Origin of the sequence: Microbacterium paraoxydans (assembly GCF_020524545.1) — a bacterium.
Lineage (GTDB): Bacteria > Actinomycetota > Actinomycetes > Actinomycetales > Microbacteriaceae > Microbacterium > Microbacterium paraoxydans_C.
This window is the reverse complement of the sequence record NZ_JAIVLG010000004.1, coordinates 124,382-139,672: the sequence shown is the minus strand read 5'-3', so window position 1 is coordinate 139,672 and position 15,291 is coordinate 124,382. Positions and strand designations below refer to the sequence as shown.

General features: G+C 66.6%; 13 protein-coding genes. 1 reads left to right on the top strand and 12 read right to left on the bottom strand.

Annotated features, from left to right (window positions below; translation table 11 throughout):
• Positions 1–9 precede the first annotated feature (9 nt).
• From uvrC to LC041_RS09760, 3 genes are all read right to left on the bottom strand, one after another.
• Complete coding sequence (gene uvrC / locus LC041_RS09770; RefSeq protein WP_226532914.1) at positions 10–1,917, bottom strand: excinuclease ABC subunit UvrC; 1,908 nt, start codon at positions 1,915–1,917, stop codon at positions 10–12.
• Positions 1,917–4,805, bottom strand: a complete 2,889-nt coding sequence (gene uvrA, locus LC041_RS09765) for an excinuclease ABC subunit UvrA (RefSeq protein ID WP_226532913.1) — start codon at positions 4,803–4,805, stop codon at positions 1,917–1,919. The genes uvrC and uvrA overlap by 1 nt, the downstream gene beginning before the upstream one ends.
• A 99-nt stretch (positions 4,806–4,904) precedes the next feature.
• On the bottom strand, positions 4,905–5,348 hold the full coding sequence (locus tag LC041_RS09760) for a MarR family winged helix-turn-helix transcriptional regulator (RefSeq protein WP_226532912.1): 444 nt from the start codon (positions 5,346–5,348) through the stop codon (positions 4,905–4,907).
• Between the two features lie 44 nt (positions 5,349–5,392).
• Between LC041_RS09760 and LC041_RS09755 the strand changes: the two genes are divergently transcribed.
• A complete protein-coding gene (locus LC041_RS09755; protein ID WP_226532911.1) occupies positions 5,393–5,635 on the top strand; it encodes a hypothetical protein in 243 nt (80 codons plus the stop codon).
• Positions 5,636–5,637: 2 nt separating this feature from the next.
• On the opposite strand, the gene LC041_RS09750 is transcribed toward LC041_RS09755, so the two are convergent.
• From LC041_RS09750 to LC041_RS09710, 9 genes are all read right to left on the bottom strand, one after another.
• Positions 5,638–5,988 (bottom strand): TfoX/Sxy family protein, encoded by a 351-nt coding sequence (locus LC041_RS09750; RefSeq protein WP_226532910.1) that lies wholly within the window; start codon positions 5,986–5,988, stop codon positions 5,638–5,640.
• A 15-nt stretch (positions 5,989–6,003) separates the two neighbouring features.
• Positions 6,004–8,076: an excinuclease ABC subunit UvrB gene (uvrB, locus tag LC041_RS09745; protein WP_226532909.1), complete on the bottom strand. Its 2,073-nt coding sequence runs from the start codon at positions 8,074–8,076 to the stop codon at positions 6,004–6,006.
• 37 nt (positions 8,077–8,113) lie between these two features.
• Positions 8,114–8,650 carry a hypothetical protein gene (locus tag LC041_RS09740; protein WP_226532908.1) on the bottom strand — a complete coding sequence of 179 codons (537 nt, stop codon included), beginning with the start codon at positions 8,648–8,650 and terminating at the stop codon, positions 8,114–8,116.
• A 109-nt stretch (positions 8,651–8,759) separates the two neighbouring features.
• Positions 8,760–9,971, bottom strand: coding sequence for an MFS transporter (locus LC041_RS09735; protein WP_226532907.1), 1,212 nt, complete (start codon positions 9,969–9,971; stop codon positions 8,760–8,762).
• A complete protein-coding gene (coaE, locus tag LC041_RS09730) occupies positions 9,968–10,567 on the bottom strand; it encodes a dephospho-CoA kinase (protein WP_226532906.1) in 600 nt (199 codons plus the stop codon). The genes LC041_RS09735 and coaE overlap by 4 nt, the downstream gene beginning before the upstream one ends.
• A gap of 31 nt (positions 10,568–10,598) precedes the next feature.
• Entirely contained in the window at positions 10,599–11,141 is a 543-nt protein-coding gene (locus LC041_RS09725) for a CoA-binding protein (protein ID WP_226532905.1), read from the bottom strand.
• Entirely contained in the window at positions 11,138–12,442 is a 1,305-nt protein-coding gene (locus LC041_RS09720) for an O-acetylhomoserine aminocarboxypropyltransferase/cysteine synthase family protein (protein ID WP_226532904.1), read from the bottom strand. Before LC041_RS09720 ends, LC041_RS09725 begins: the two co-directional genes overlap by 4 nt.
• The gene (acs, locus tag LC041_RS09715) at positions 12,439–14,442 is read right to left on the bottom strand and encodes an acetate--CoA ligase (RefSeq protein ID WP_226533299.1); all 2,004 of its coding nucleotides are present in this window, start codon (positions 14,440–14,442) and stop codon (positions 12,439–12,441) included. Before acs ends, LC041_RS09720 begins: the two co-directional genes overlap by 4 nt.
• The gene (locus LC041_RS09710) at positions 14,439–15,290 is read right to left on the bottom strand and encodes an ABC transporter permease (RefSeq protein WP_374197671.1); all 852 of its coding nucleotides are present in this window, start codon (positions 15,288–15,290) and stop codon (positions 14,439–14,441) included. The genes acs and LC041_RS09710 overlap by 4 nt, the downstream gene beginning before the upstream one ends.
• Between the last annotated feature and the right edge of the window lies 1 nt (position 15,291).

Genomic DNA, 15,291 nt, shown 5'->3' with positions numbered 1-15,291 from the left:
GCCTCCAGCCTAGCGAGTGGACAGGTGCGTGTGGATGTTCTGGGCGAGCACGGGGCCGATTCCTTGGACTTCTTCGATCTGTGCCGGTGCGGCCGCACGAAGCGCGGTGACCGAGCCGAAATGCTTGAGCAGCACCTTGATCCGTGAGCTCCCGAGTCCCGGCACTTCTGCGAGCACCGAGGTGATGTCATTGCGCCGCTTCTTGCGCTGATGCGTGATCGCGAATCGGTGAGCCTCGTCGCGCAGACGCTGCAACAGGTAGAGCGCCTCGCTCGTGCGAGGCAGGATCACGGGAAAATCGTCTCCGGGCAGCCAGACCTCTTCGAGGCGCTTCGCGATTCCGCAGACCGCGATCTCGGTATGCCCGGCATCGCGCAGCGCGCGCGCTGCCGCCTCCACCTGGGGCTGACCGCCATCGACCAACAGGAGCTGGGGCGGGTAGGCGAAACGAGGCTTGCGACGCACGGTGGCCGTGCCGAGGTCCTCCGACACGACCTCATCCGTCGTCGGGTCTATGACTGCGGACTCCTCTTCGGGGCGGTCGAGGTAAGCCAACCGGCGGCGGAGCACCTGGTACATCGAATCGGTGTCGTCCGTGGTCTCGGCGATGTTGAACGATCGGTACTGGTCCTTACGAGGCAGCCCGTCTTCGAAGACGACCATCGACGCGACGACGTTCGTCCCGCCGAGGTGCGAGATGTCGAAGCATTCGATCCGCAGCGGAGCCTCGTCCATGCCGAGAGCTTCCTGCAGGTCGGTGAGAGCCTGAGTGCGGGCGACATAGTCCGTCGTGCGTCGGGTCTTGTGCCGGATCAGCGCCTGTTGCGCGTTCAACGTCGCCGTGCGCATCAGGTCAGCGCGCTGACCGCGCTGGGCGACCGCGATCTCGACTCTCTTGCCGCGACGCTCACGCAACCACGTCTCGAGCTCCGCGGCATCGTCGGGCAACGTCGGAACCAGGATGCGGCGGGGAATGTCCTGCGCCTCACCGTAGGCCTGCTGCAGCACCTGTTCGACGAGTTCGCCGCTGGAGATGTCGATCTCCTTCTCGATCGTCAGAGCGCGCACACCCCGCACTCTGCCGCCACGGATCACGAAGTGCTGCACGGCGGCGGAGAGCTCATCCTCCGCGATACCGAACAGATCCGCATCCTCGTCCGCGGGCAGCACGAGCGCGCTCTTTCCCAGCACGGCCTCTATCGCGGAAAGCTTGTCGCGGTACCTCGCGGCGGCCTCGTAGTCCATCGCCGCGGATGCCGCCAGCATCCGCTTCGTGAGTTCCCGGGTGAAGCGCTCGTCACCGCCGGCCATGAACGCGACGAAGTCATCGACCATCGCGCGGTGCTCCTCGATGCTCACCGTCATCGAACACGGGCCGCCGCACTTGCCGATCTGTCCGGGGAAGCACGGCCTGCCCGTCTGCATGGCGCGGCGGTAGCTGGAGTCACTGCAGGTACGGATCGGAAACGCCTTGATCATCAGATCGATCGTCTCGTGCACCGCCCAGACCTTCGGGAACGGACCGAAGTACCGCGCGCCGGGAATCCTCCGGTTTCGGGTGACGATCACGCGAGGAGCCTCGTCGGCGAGCGTCACCGCCATGAAGGGGTAGGACTTGTCGTCTTTGTAGCGGACGTTGAAGGGCGGATCGAACTCCTTGATCCACATGTACTCGAGCTGCAGGGAGTCGACATCCGTGGCTACGACCGTCCACTCGACGGAGGCCGCTGTAGTGACCATCCGTCGAGTGCGCTCGTGCAGTGTCTGCAGGGGGGCGAAGTAGTTCGAGAGCCGCTGACGGAGGTTCTTCGCCTTGCCGACGTAGAGCACACGGCCAGCGGCATCACGAAAGCGGTACACACCGGGATCGGTCGGGATCTCCCCCGGCCGAGGCTTGTACGGCAGCGCATCGGCCATCAGCTGGCCTTCCGCGCGGCGCGCCCTTCACCCAGGATCTCGCCGAGGAACAGGCCTGTGTGGCTCTCCTCGACGCGAGCGATCTGCTCCGGGGTGCCGGTGGCCACGATCTGACCGCCGCCGGAGCCACCCTCGGGGCCGAGGTCGATCACCCAGTCAGCGGACTTGATCACGTCGAGGTTGTGCTCGATGACGATCACGGTGTTGCCCTTGTCGACCAGACCGTTGAGGACCTCGAGGAGCTTGCGGACATCTTCGAAGTGCAGGCCCGTGGTCGGCTCATCGAGCACGTAGATGCTTCGTCCGTTGCTGCGCCGCTGGAGCTCCGTGGCGAGCTTGACACGCTGGGCCTCGCCGCCCGAGAGCGTCGTCGCCGACTGCCCCAACCGCACATAGCCCAGACCGACATCGACGAGGGTCTTCATGTAACGGTGGATCGCCTGGATCGGCTCGAAGAACTCCGCCGCCTCCTCGATCGGCATCTCAAGGACCTCGGCGATGTTCTTGCCCTTGTAATGCACCGCCAGGGTGTCGCGGTTGTACCGCTTGCCGTGGCAGACCTCGCAGTCGACGTAGACGTCGGGCAGGAAGTTCATCTCGATCTTGATCGTGCCGTCACCGGAGCATGCCTCGCAGCGACCGCCCTTGACGTTGAAGCTGAAGCGGCCCGGCAGATAGCCGCGGACCTTCGCCTCGGGAGTCTCGCTGAACAGGGTACGGATGCGGTCGAAGACGCCGGTGTACGTCGCGGGGTTCGATCGTGGGGTACGACCGATCGGCGCCTGGTCCACGTGCACGACCTTGTCGAGGTTGTCGAGCCCTGTCACACGCGTGTGCTTCCCCGGAACCGTGCGGGCACCGTTCAACCGCGCTGCGAGCACCTGGTACAGGATGTCGTTCACGAGCGACGACTTTCCGGAACCGCTCACGCCGGTCACCGCGGTCAGCACGCCCAGCGGGAAATCGGCCGTGACGTTGCGGAGGTTGTTCGCCCGCGCGCCGACGACACTCAGCATCCGCTTCTTGTCGATCTTGCGACGCTTCTCGGGCATCGGGATCTCGCGGCGGCCGGAGAGGTACTCCCCCGTCATGGACGCACTGTCGTTGAGCAGAGCCGAGTAGGGCCCGGAATGCACGACTTCGCCGCCGTTGACGCCGGCACCGGGGCCGATGTCGACGACCCAGTCTGCAGCTTCGATCGTCTCCTCGTCGTGCTCGACCACGATGAGCGTGTTGCCGAGATCGCGCAGCGTGAGCAACGTCTCGATCAGTCGGCGATTGTCACGCTGGTGGAGTCCGATCGAGGGTTCATCGAGCACGTAGAGCACGCCGGTGAGGCCGGAACCGATCTGCGTGGCCAAGCGGATGCGCTGTGCCTCGCCACCGGAGAGAGAGCCCGCCGAGCGGCTGAGGTTGAGATAGGAAAGGCCGACCTGCAGCAGGAAGTCGAGACGGAGCCGGATCTCCCGCAGGACCTGTGCAGCGATCTTCGCCTCGCGCTCGGTGAGGGTCAGTGTCTCCATGAATGCGCGGGCGTCAGCGAGGCTCAGGTGCGAGACATCGGCGATCGAGTGGCCGTGGACCTGGACCGCGAGCACCTCGGGCTTGAGTCGGTTGCCGTCGCACACCGGGCACGGGACCTCGCGGAGGTACTCGCCCCACCTGTTGCGCTGATTGTCGGACTCCGCCTGCAGGTACTGCCGCTCGATGTACGGCACCACGCCTTCGAACCCTGAGGCGTAGCGCATTTCCCGGCCATAGCGGTTCTTCCACTTGACGGTGACCTTGTAGTTCTCCCCGCGAAGCACGGCGTCCTGCACATCGGAGTGGAGATCGCGCCAGGGGGTGTCCAACGAGAAGTCGAGGTCGCGCGAGAGCCCCTCGAGAAGGCGCTCGTAGTACTGGAACAGCCCCTTGCCCTGCGTGGTCCACGGGATGATCACGCCCTCGCGGATCGAGAGGTCTTCGTCGCCGAGCATCAGGTCGACATCGACGGACATCCGCGTGCCTAGTCCGGAGCATGCGGGACAGGCGCCGAACGGTGCGTTGAAGGAGAACGTGCGGGGCTCGATCTCGGTGAGCGTGAGCGCGTGCCCGTTCGGACAGGCCAGCTTCTCGGAGAACGTCTGCCACGCATCGTCTCCCTCGCCGTCGACGTAGTTGATCTGCACCACTCCACCCGCGAGCCCGAGCGCGGTCTCGACGGAGTCGGTGACGCGACCGAGGATGTCATCGGACGCGACGAGGCGGTCGACCACCACGGCGATGTCGTGCTTGTAGCTCTTCTTGAGCGTCGGCGGTTCGGCGAGCTGGATCAGTTCCCCGTCGACGATCGCGCGGGAGTACCCCTTGGCGCCGAGCTCGCGGAACAGGTCGACGAACTCGCCCTTCTTCTGCGAGACGATCGGAGCGACGACCTGGTACCGGGTGCGCTCAGGCAACTCCATGAGCTGATCGGCGATCTGCTGCACCGTCTGCCGCTGGATGCGCTCACCGCACTCGGGGCAGTGCGGCACGCCGATGCGCGCCCAGAGCAGACGCATGTAGTCGTAGATCTCGGTGATGGTGCCGACTGTCGACCGCGGGTTGCGGTTGGTGGACTTCTGGTCGATCGAGACCGCCGGGCTCAGACCCTCGATGAAGTCCACGTCCGGACGGTCGACCTGACCGAGGAACTGGCGCGCATAAGCGCTCAGCGATTCGACGTAGCGACGCTGCCCTTCGGCGAAGATCGTGTCGAACGCGAGACTGGACTTCCCCGACCCGGACAGGCCGGTGAACACGACCAGGGAGTCGCGGGGGATGTCGATGTCGACGTTCTTGAGATTGTGGACGCGGGCACCGCGGACACTGAGTTTTCCTGAGGAAGCAACGGGGACGATGGGCACCAGACAAGTCTACGAGGGGCCACCGACATCGGCTCCGCCGTGGCCCCTCGTGCCCCGTCCCGACATCGGTGCGCGGGTCGAAGCGAGAGCAGGGACGAGTCAGCCGAGGTCGGGACGCCGCCCCGCGAACGGGCTGAGGCCGTCCCTGAGCGCGGCGATCTCGTCCACGCCCATGCCCACCGACTCCATGACCCGACGAGGAACGTCGACGGCTCTTGCACGCAAGGCCACCCCCGCCGGCGTCAGCGTGATCTCGAGCCGTCGTTCGTCCTCATCGCTGCGCTGTCGGGCCACCAGCCCCTCGGCCTCGAGTCGCTTGACCAGGGGCGATGCCGTCGCCGGTTCGAGTGCGAGGTCGACGGCCAGCTCGTTCAACGTCCGCGGGGCCTTCTCCCAGAGCGCGAGCATGACGAGGTACTGCGGATGCGTGAGCCCCAACGGTTCGAGGATCGGTCGATAGAGAGCGACGACGTTGCGCGCCGCTGTCACCAGCGCGAAGCACAGCTGGTTCTCCAACTTGAGCAGGTCATCGGTCGTCGCCACAGGGAAACTATACATCTGCACTAATCATTAGTACACTAACAAACATGGCCAAGGACTCCGATCGCCCACCCCTCCGCACCCGCATCCGCGAAGCCGGAGGCCTCTACTCCTGGGCGAACACGAACCTGATCCGGTTCGCGGGCCCCGCCTCCGTCGGTCCGTACGAGAAGACTCCTCCGCCCAGCCCCGCAGAACGCGCCGAGAGGGCATGTCCACTGTGCGGGTCACCCATGGCGGCGCACACGATCGATCGCTCCGGGCCGAAGACCCTCGTGCACTGCCCGTGACGTCAGTCCGACTCGGGCGCTTCCACCGCTGAACCCGTCGACTCCCTCGCGACGTCGAGCCAGAACATCAGCTCATCATCGTCCTCGATCGCACCGGGCACGACATCGAGCCATCCCGAGCTCATCGTCCGCGACCCCATCACCGCGCGCGCGACTCCCGGCCGGGTGAGCAACGTGGCCCCGCTCTCGTCATCGACCCGCACCAGGAGGATGCCGCCCGGGCGCGCTCCTAGGAGGATGTGGCCGTCGTCGAGGAACGCTCGCGTGCCGAACATGCGCCGTTCCTCGATCTCGACGTCGGCGCTCAGCAACGCCCTGATCCGGTCGGCGAGTTCGTCTCCTGCAGCATCCATCCGTCCCCGCCTCGATTACGCGTGTCCCGCGCGCTCCATCGCACGAAGCTCCTTCTTGAGATCCTGCACCTCGTCGCGCAGTCGCCCCGCGAGCTCGAACTTCAGCTCGGATGCAGCTGCGAGCATCTGATCCGAGAGATCCTGGATCGTGGCTTCGAGCTGCTGAGCCCCCTCGGCGGCGATGCCCGTTCGGCGCAGGTTGGGCGTGGGCGACTTGCCCTTGCCCGACGCGCGGCCACGACCGGACAGCATCTCGGCCGTGTCGGCGCCTTCCCTCGCCAGCACCTCGGTGATGTCCGCGATGCGCTTGCGGAGAGGTTGCGGGTCGATCCCGTTCTCCTTGTTGTAGGCGATCTGCTTCTCGCGACGCCGGTCCGTCTCCTCGATGGCCTTCGTCATCGAATCCGTCATCTTGTCCGCATACATGTGCACCTCGCCCGAGACGTTTCGAGCAGCGCGCCCGATCGTCTGGATGAGCGAGGTCCCCGAACGCAGGAAACCTTCCTTGTCGGCGTCGAGGATCGCCACGAGCGACACCTCGGGAAGGTCCAGCCCCTCCCGGAGCAGGTTGATGCCCACGAGGACGTCGTAGACACCCGACCGCAGCTCGCTGAGGAGTTCCACTCGGCGCAACGTGTCGACGTCAGAGTGCAGGTAGCGCACCCGCACACCGTGCTCGCCGAGGAAGTCGGTGAGCTCCTCGGCCATCTTCTTCGTGAGGGTTGTGACGAGCACACGCTCGTCACGCTCGACCCGGAGGCGGATCTCCTCGAGCAGATCATCGATCTGCCCCTTGGAAGGCTTGACGACGATGTGGGGGTCCACCAGTCCGGTCGGACGGATGATCTGCTCGACGACGCCGTCTGCGATCCCCATCTCGTACTTGCCGGGGGTGGCAGACAGGTAGACGGTCTGACCGATCCTGTTCTTGAACTCGTCCCAGCGCAGCGGACGGTTGTCCATTGCGCTCGGCAGTCGGAACCCGTGGTCCACGAGGGTGCGCTTGCGGGAGGCATCTCCCTCGTACATCGCACCGATCTGCGGCACCGTGACATGCGACTCATCGATCACCAGGAGGAAGTCGTCGGGGAAGAAGTCGAGCAGCGTGTGAGGCGGCTCACCCGGCTCCCGACCGTCCATGTGCCTGGAGTAGTTCTCGATCCCCGAGCAGAACCCCAACTGCTGCAGCATCTCGAGGTCGAAGGTGGTCCGCATGCGCAGACGCTGTGCTTCGAGGAGCTTGCCCTGCCGCTCGAACTCCGCCAGACGTTCCTCCAACTCCGCTTCGATGGTGCCGATCGAGCGCTGAATGACGTCGGTTCCGGCCACATAGTGCGAGGCGGGGAAGATCGGCACGGAGTCGAGCTTCTCGATGACTTCGCCGGTGAGCGGATGGAGTGAGTACAGCGCCTCGATCTCGTCCCCGAACAGCTCGATGCGGATGGCGTGCTCTTCGTAGACGGGGATGATCTCGATCGTGTCGCCGCGGACGCGGAAGTTGCCGCGGGAGAAGTCGACGTCGTTGCGGTTGTACTGCATGGCGATGAACTGCCGGATGAGTGCATCACGGTCGTAGCGCTCCCCCACCTGTAGAGCCACCATGGCCCGGAAGTACTCTTCGGGCGCGCCGAGACCATAGATGCAGGAGACCGTGGAGACCACGACGACGTCGCGGCGGCTGAGCAGCGAGTTCGTCGTCGAGTGCCGAAGCCGCTCGACCTCGGAGTTGATCGACGAGTCCTTCTCGATGAACGTGTCCGTCTGCGGCACATAGGCCTCGGGCTGGTAGTAGTCGTAGTAGGAGACGAAGTACTCGACCGCATTGTTCGGCAACAGCTCACGGAACTCGTTGGCCAGTTGCGCGGCCAGCGTCTTGTTGTGCGCCAGCACGAGGGTCGGACGCTGCACCTGCTCGACGAGCCACGCAGTGGTCGCTGACTTTCCGGTACCCGTCGCGCCGAGCAGCACGACGTCGGTCTCCCCCGCATTGATGCGCGCCGCGAGCTCGGCGATGGCTTGCGGCTGGTCGCCGGCCGGCGCATACTCGCTGATGACCTCGAAGGGGCGGACGCTACGCGTGGGTTGCATGACTCCAGCGTATGCCGCCCCTCCGACATCGAGGCCGTCAGGCGACGATCGTCGCCGTCTGCGCCGAGGGCTCGGTCGACCACGTGGTCGCGCCGCCGTCGACCAGGCTCATCGTGGCGGTCGAGGTGAGGGTGCCGGGTGCGGAACCGATCACGTTGAAGCTCAATGCATCGCCGAAGTTCGGCGGCGTCTTGGTGAAGGTGAAGGTCGTCGCGGACGACCCTCCGGCCGGCTCAGGAACCCAGGAACCGAACGACGATGCGGGATCGAGAGTGACCGGCGTGCTGAAGGTGACCACGACCACGATCGATGCACCGGCCGGAGGGTTGACCCACGGATCGGCCCGGTAGCTGATCTGAGTGCTGAACGTCGCTCGAAGCCCTCCGCTGGCGGGCACCAGCGAGGTGAAGCTCCCCTGGGCCTCCGTATCCCAGTAGTAGTTCGCCGCGTCATTGCTCGTCCCCGCGCTGGCAGCCGCCAGCGGCACAGCCACGGCCGCTGCGATCACGGGTACCGACCAAGCCGCTCCGACGACGACCGTCCGGCGTGAGACGCCATGATTACCCTGAGTCACTTTTCCACTCCTCAGAGCGCGGAAAAGCTATCCCCCAGCAGACCATCCCCTGGTGCGTCCCCACGCCCATAACCAGAATATCAGCGGCGGTCGCGCCTCCCGCTGAGAATCATCCCCGTTCCGCCGCCGTCCCGCGAAGCGCGCACACGGCTGCGAGCATCGCCACGGCGCACATGGCGACGACCGCGATCACGAACCAGGCCCAGCTCGCCGCCCCGAACACGATGCCGAGGAGCCAGCCGAACAGACTCGACCCCGCGTAGTAGGCGAAGTAGTACAACGACGATGCCTGTGCCCGACTCGCGGCACCGGCAGCGACCGGGGTCCACCCGGAGGCGATCGAGTGCGCGCCGAAGAAACCCGCGGTGAACACCAGGAGCCCGACCAGTACGACGCCGGTCACCGGCACGAGGAACGATGCCGCCCCTACGGCCATGCTCCCGGTCGAAGCGAGCAGCACGGGGAAACGTCCGATCCGAGACGCGAGCACGCCGGCTGACGGCGAGGAGACCGTGCCAGCGAGATAGGCGAGGAAGAGCAGCGTCACCACCCACGCCGGCAGCGCGAACGGCTCCGCCGCGAGGTGGAAGCCGAGGTAGTTGTAGACCGCGACGAACGCCCCCATCAACAAGAAGCCCTGCGCGTACAGCGCCCACTGGCGCGGTGAGCGCAACGGCGCACGGAGCTTCTCGAGGATGCCGGGGCCCCTGTCCGTACGCTGACGACCGGGGATGAAGCCTCGGGCGCGAGGCGTCAGCCAGAGGAAGAGCACGGCGGCGACCGCGCACATCACGGCGACGGCCAGGATTCCGGCGCGCCACCCGGCCATCTCCCCGACGATGCCCGCGCCGATGCGGCCGAGTAATCCGCCCATCGTGGTGCCGGCGATATAGCTGCCCGCGGCGGCAGCGGTGTAGCTCGCCGCGACCTCCTCACTGAGGTACGCAAGAGCCACGGCCGGAACGGCCCCCAATGCGACCCCCTCCACGAATCGCAGGGCGAGCAGAGCGAAGATCTCGCTGCTCAGGGGTGCCGAGAGACCCACGACGGTGGCCATGAGCACCCCCGCGGCCATCGCGGGTACGCGACCGATGCGGTCCGCCACCATCGACCAGGGGACCACGGCCAACGCCAGACCGAGGGTGGCCGCCGACACGCTGAGAGCGGCCGTCGCCGGGGTGACCGAGAGGTCTGACGACATCTGCGGCAGCACGGCCTGCGCGGAGTAGAGCTGCGCGAAGGTCGCGACGCCCGCGAAGAACAGGCCGACGATGAGACGCCGATACTCACGCGAGCCTCGCGCGTGACCGGAGAAGGTCACTTCGCGCTGATCCGCTCCCAGAGGGCATCCGTCTGCTCACGGGTCCGCTCCAGGGTGTCCGACGTATCGATCACGATGTCGGCGACGGCGAGCCGTCGCTCGTCAGACACCTGAGCCTCGATGCGATCCAGCGCCGCGCGTTCATCCAGGCCTCGCAGTTCGACGAGTCGACGACGTCGGACAACGGCAGGCGCGTGGGCGACCACGATGAGGTCCCAGGGGTCGTCCACGCGGGCCTCGACCAGAAGCGGAACGTCATACACGACCACGGCATTCGGATCCCGCGCGAACGCGTCGTCGAACCGTCGCTGCGACTCCTCGCGCACCGCGGGGTGCACGATCTCATTCAGCTTCGAGAGCAGCGCGGGCTCTCCGAAGACCCGCGAACCGAGCGCAGCCCGATCGAGCGCGCCGTCCTCGGCGATGACCTCGGCGCCGAAGGTCTCGGCGATCCGGTCGAGTACCTGTGTACCGGGAGCCTGCACGTCGCGCACGATCTGATCGGCGTCCACGACGATCGCACCGTGCTCGGCCAGACGCCGGGCGATGGTCGACTTCCCGGAGGCGATGCCGCCGGTGAGGGCGATGAGAGGCATGACGCCAGTCTAGGGTTCGCCCGAGCGCGGTTCAGCGTGCGAGCAGCTGCCGTCGCGAGCTGATCACGCCCGTGTCGAACCCGGCGAGGTGGAGGCCACCGTGGAAGCGCGCGTGCTCGATCTTGATGCACCGATCCATCACGACCGACAGCCCAGCCGATTCCGCGATCGCAGCCGCGTCCTCATTCCACGATCCGAGCTGGAGCCAGAGCGCCCGTGCACCGATGTCGATCGCCTCCCGCGCGACGCCGGGGAGGTCGTCGTGGCGGCGGAACACATCGACGATGTCCGGGACGACGGGCAGATCGCTCAGCGATGCGTAGACGGGCTGCCCGAGGATCTCCTTCTCACGCGGGTTGACGAGATACACGTCGTACGCCGTGCTCGAGAGCAGGTACGTCGCCACGAAGAACGAGGCGCGAGCCGGATTGTTCGATGCGCCGACGATCGCGATCGACGTCGCGCGGCGGAGCAGGGAGAACCGCTCCTGCTGGTTCGGCCCCAGCCAGCTCCGTTCCGGATGGGCGACTGCGACGCCCGGGAGCGCACACGAAACGGCCTCTGTCGCGGTCATCGGTTCGCTCCCGTCGCTGTCGTGAGTGCCTGGTCGAGGTCCCAGATGATGTCTTCGGCATCTTCCAGCCCCACGGAGATGCGGATCAGGTCGGAGCGTACTCCTGCGGCGACGAGCTGATCTTCGGTGAGCTGGCGGTGCGTGGTCGACGCGGGATGGATGACCAGAGTGCGCGCATCGCCGATGTTCGCGAGATGAGAGGCGAGTTGCAGGTTCTCGATCAGGCTCTCCCCCGCGCTCCGGCCGTCCTCCGCCGCGACGCCGAACGCGAAGACGGAGCCGGGCCCGAGCGGCAGGTATTTCGCTGCGCGCTCGTGGTGCGGGTGGCCCTCGAGGCCTGCCCAGGTGACGTAGGCGACCCTCGGATCGGCGGCGAGCCAGTTCGCCACGATGCGTGCGTTCGCGAGGTGCGCATCGATTCGCTGCGGCAACGTCTCGATCCCCTGCAGCAGATTGAACGCCGCCTGAGGGCTGAGCGCCGGGCCGATGTCGCGGAGCTGCTCCGAGCGGAGCTTGGTGAGGAAACCGTACTCGCCGAAGTTGTCCCACCATTTGATACCGCCGTACGACTCGACGGGCTCGGTCATCTGCGGGAACTTCCCGTTTCCCCAGTCGAACGTGCCCTTCTCGATCACCACACCGCCGAGAGTCGTTCCGTGACCGCCGAGGAACTTCGTCACGGAGTGGATCACGATGTCGGCGCCGTGCTCCAGCGGGCGCGCGAGGTACGGCGTGGCGAGCGTCGCGTCCACGACGAGCGGCACCCCGGCCTGATGTGCGACGGCCGCGAGGCCCTCGATGTCGGCGATCTCGCCGGAGGGATTGCCGATCATCTCGACGTAGACGACCTTGGTCTCCGGGCGGATCGCCGCGGCGAAATCAGCAGGGTCCGTCGAGGCGACGAAGGTGGTCTCGACGCCGAACCGCCGCAGAGTCACGTCGAGCTGCGTCACCGTCCCGCCGTAGAGCTGCGCCGCGGCGACGACATGGTCACCCGCACCCACGAGGGCCGCGAAGGTGATGAACTCCGCGCTCATGCCCGAGGCGGTCGCGACTGCGCCGATCCCGCCCTCGAGCGAGGCCAGACGCTCTTCGAGCGCAGCAACGGTGGGATTGCCGATGCGGGAGTAGATGTTGCCGTACTTCTGCAAGGCGAAGAGATTGCCCGCATCCGCGGCGTCGTCGAAGACGAAGGACGTCGTCTGATAGATCGGAACCGCCCTCGCACCCGTCGACGCGTCCGGGGTGCCCCCGGCATGCAGAGCTCGGGTACGGAATCCGAAACGGTGTTCTTCCGTCATGCTGTCCTCAGTTCGACGTCGGTGAGCGCGTCGGCGATGTCGCCGATGGCCCAGGGGTTCTGCAAGGAGGTGGTGTCACCGAGCGGCTGCGGCTCGCGCCCTGCGCGGCGATCCTGCTCGGCCTCCCACAACTGTGCCAGGAGTCGGCGCATGATCTTCCCCGAACGCGTCTTCGGCAGGTCGGGGACGATGATGATGTGCTTCGGCTTGGCGACGGGACCGATCACCCGAGCGACGTGGGTGCGTAAGTCCGACGGGGTCACGTCTGCACGCCCGGACGGCGTCACGAAGACCGCCACGGCCTGCCCCGTGACCGCGTCGGAGACTCCGGCAGCACCGGCCTCGCCCACCGTGTCGTGAGCGACGAGAGCCGACTCGATCTCGATGGTCGAGAGTCGATGCCCGGAGACGTTCACGACGTCGTCGAGACGACCGAGGATCCAGACGTATCCGTCCGCATCTCGGGTCGCGCCGTCGCCTGCGACATAGAATCCGCCGAACTCACCGAGCCCGGCGAAGGTGGACCAGTACGCGTCCCGGTACCGCTGCGGATCTCGCCACACCGTACGGGCCATCCCCGGCCACGGGCGTCGGACGACGAGAGTCCCGGAACGGCCGGGCGGAAGCTCACGTCCGTCCTCATCGACCACCGCTACGTCGATCCCCGGCAGCGGCAGCGATGCCGACCCCGGCTTGAGGCTCGTGATGCCGGGGAGCGGAGCGATCATCGCGGCACCGGTCTCGGACTGCCACCAGGTATCGATCACCGGGACCTCGTCGCGACCGAAATTGCGACGGAACCAGACCCATGCTTCGGGGTTGATAGCCTCGCCCACGGTGCCGAGGAGTCGAAGGGTCGAGAGGTCGTAACCGCCCGGGAGCTCAGGGCCGAACCACGTCATGAAGGTGCGGATCAGCGTCGGTGCCGTGTAGTACACCGTGACTCCGTAGCGCTCGATGATCTCGAGGTGCCGTTCACGACGCGGAGTGTCGGGTGTCCCCTCATAGATGACTTGCGTGAGTCCGTTCGAGAGCGGGCCGTAGATCTCGTAGGTGTGCGCGGTGACCCAGGCGAGATCTGCTGTGCACCAGTGCACGTCATCGGGTTTCGCATCGAAATGCGCCCAATGCGCCCAGCTCGCCTGCGCGAGGTATCCGCCGGAGGTGTGCACGAGCCCCTTGGGTTTTCCCGTGGTGCCGGATGTGTAGATGATGAAGAGCGGATGCTCGGCGTCGAACGAAGCCGCCTCATGCACCGGAGACGCCGTGTCGACGACGTCGTGCCACCACACGTCGCGACCGGGGACCCACGGCACGTCCTGGCCGGTGCGACGGAGCACGAGAACGCGCTCGAGCTCGGGAAGACCCGCAGCGGCGACGTCGGCCGTGGTCTTGACCTCCGTGGCGACTCCGCGCCGGTACTGACCGTCGCTCGTGACGAGGAGCTTCGCCCCGGTGTCCGAGAGCCGGAACCGCACCGCCTCCGCCGAGAACCCGCCGAAGACGAGCGAGTGCACGGCGCCCACCCGAGCGCACGCGAGCGTGATGACGATCGTCTCCACCAGGACAGGAAGGTAGATCACCACACGGTCACCAGGTTCGATGCCGAGGGCGACCAAGGCGTTCGCTGCCCGGGAGACGCTCTCCTGCAATTCGGCGTAGGTGACCGAGCGGCGATCACCGGGCTCACCCTCGAAGTGCAGGGCGACCTTGTCACCGAGTCCGGCATCGACGTGCCGATCGACGCAGTTGACGGCGACGTTGAGGCGCCCTCCCACGAACCAGCGCGCGGCGGGGACGGCATCCCCCGCCGGTGGGTCCCACTCGTGCGCCGTGTGCCACGGTTCAGACCAGTCGAGGCGACGCGCTGCCTCTTCCCAGAACGCGATCGGATCCACCGCGGCCCGTGCATACGCTTCTTCGGTGACGTTCACGTCGCGGAACCCGGGAGCGGCCGCGTACACACGCGACTCCTGCAATCGTGGCTCGGTCACCTTCATACCCACCGGCGCAGCAGGTACTTCTCCAGCAGCGCGAGGATACCGCTGGTCACCGTTCCGAGCAGGGCGAGCAGCACGATGGAGAGCAGGATGCGGTCGATGCGCCCGGTGCTCTGCGAGTCGGTCAGCAGGAAACCGAGGCCCATGGACGAAGCGATCAGCTCCGCCGCGACGAGGAACAACCAGGCCTGCGCGAGCGCGAGGCGAAGGCCGGACACGACCGAAGGTACGACGGCGGGTAGCTGCACCGTGCGGAACAGAGACCAGCCGCGCAGACTGAACGAACGTCCGGCCTCGACCAGGTGGGGATCGACGTGCCGAAGGGCAGAGGCCACAGTCGTGTACACCGGGAAGAAGGCGCCGATCGCGACCAACGTGACCTTCGACTCCTCGCCGATCTGCATCCACAGGATGAGGAGCGGCACCCAAGCGAGCGACGGTACGGCTCGCACCGCTGCGAGGGTCGGGCTGAGAAGCACGTCACCCCATCGGGACAGTCCGACGATGGCCGCGGCTGCGAGCCCGGTGACGGAGCCGATCGCGAACCCGAGGAGCACACGCTGCACCGAGATCGCGATGTGTGTCCAGAGCTGTCCGCTCTCGGCCAGCTCGACGCCGGCCTGATAGACCGATGCGGGCGTCGGCAGACGATAGGGCTCGACGAGACCGGACGTCGTCGTCAGTTGCCAGACGAGGAGGATGACTGCCGGCAGCAGGACCCCGCCGAGTATCCGGACGGCGGGACGGTCCCAGTTGCGGCGACTTGCGCGTTCCGAGCTCGCGACATCCCCCTTCGCGAGGTCGAGGGCATCCCGGGAGTCAGCAGGGACGATCAGTCGGTCCGGAATC

What these genes read in the sequence shown, in the direction of transcription:
- uvrC (WP_226532914.1), bottom strand. Translation starts at nt 1,917, where the DNA reads ATGGCCGATGCGCTGCCGTACAAGCCTCGGCCGGGGGAGATCCCGACC.
- LC041_RS09720 (WP_226532904.1), bottom strand. Translation starts at nt 12,442, where the DNA reads ATGACGGAAGAACACCGTTTCGGATTCCGTACCCGAGCTCTGCATGCC.
- uvrB (WP_226532909.1), bottom strand. Translation starts at nt 8,076, where the DNA reads ATGCAACCCACGCGTAGCGTCCGCCCCTTCGAGGTCATCAGCGAGTAT.
- acs (WP_226533299.1), bottom strand. Translation starts at nt 14,442, where the DNA reads ATGAAGGTGACCGAGCCACGATTGCAGGAGTCGCGTGTGTACGCGGCC.
- coaE (WP_226532906.1), bottom strand. Translation starts at nt 10,567, where the DNA reads ATGCCTCTCATCGCCCTCACCGGCGGCATCGCCTCCGGGAAGTCGACC.
- LC041_RS09725 (WP_226532905.1), bottom strand. Translation starts at nt 11,141, where the DNA reads ATGACCGCGACAGAGGCCGTTTCGTGTGCGCTCCCGGGCGTCGCAGTC.
- LC041_RS09750 (WP_226532910.1), bottom strand. Translation starts at nt 5,988, where the DNA reads ATGGATGCTGCAGGAGACGAACTCGCCGACCGGATCAGGGCGTTGCTG.
- LC041_RS09755 (WP_226532911.1), top strand. Translation starts at nt 5,393, where the DNA reads ATGGCCAAGGACTCCGATCGCCCACCCCTCCGCACCCGCATCCGCGAA.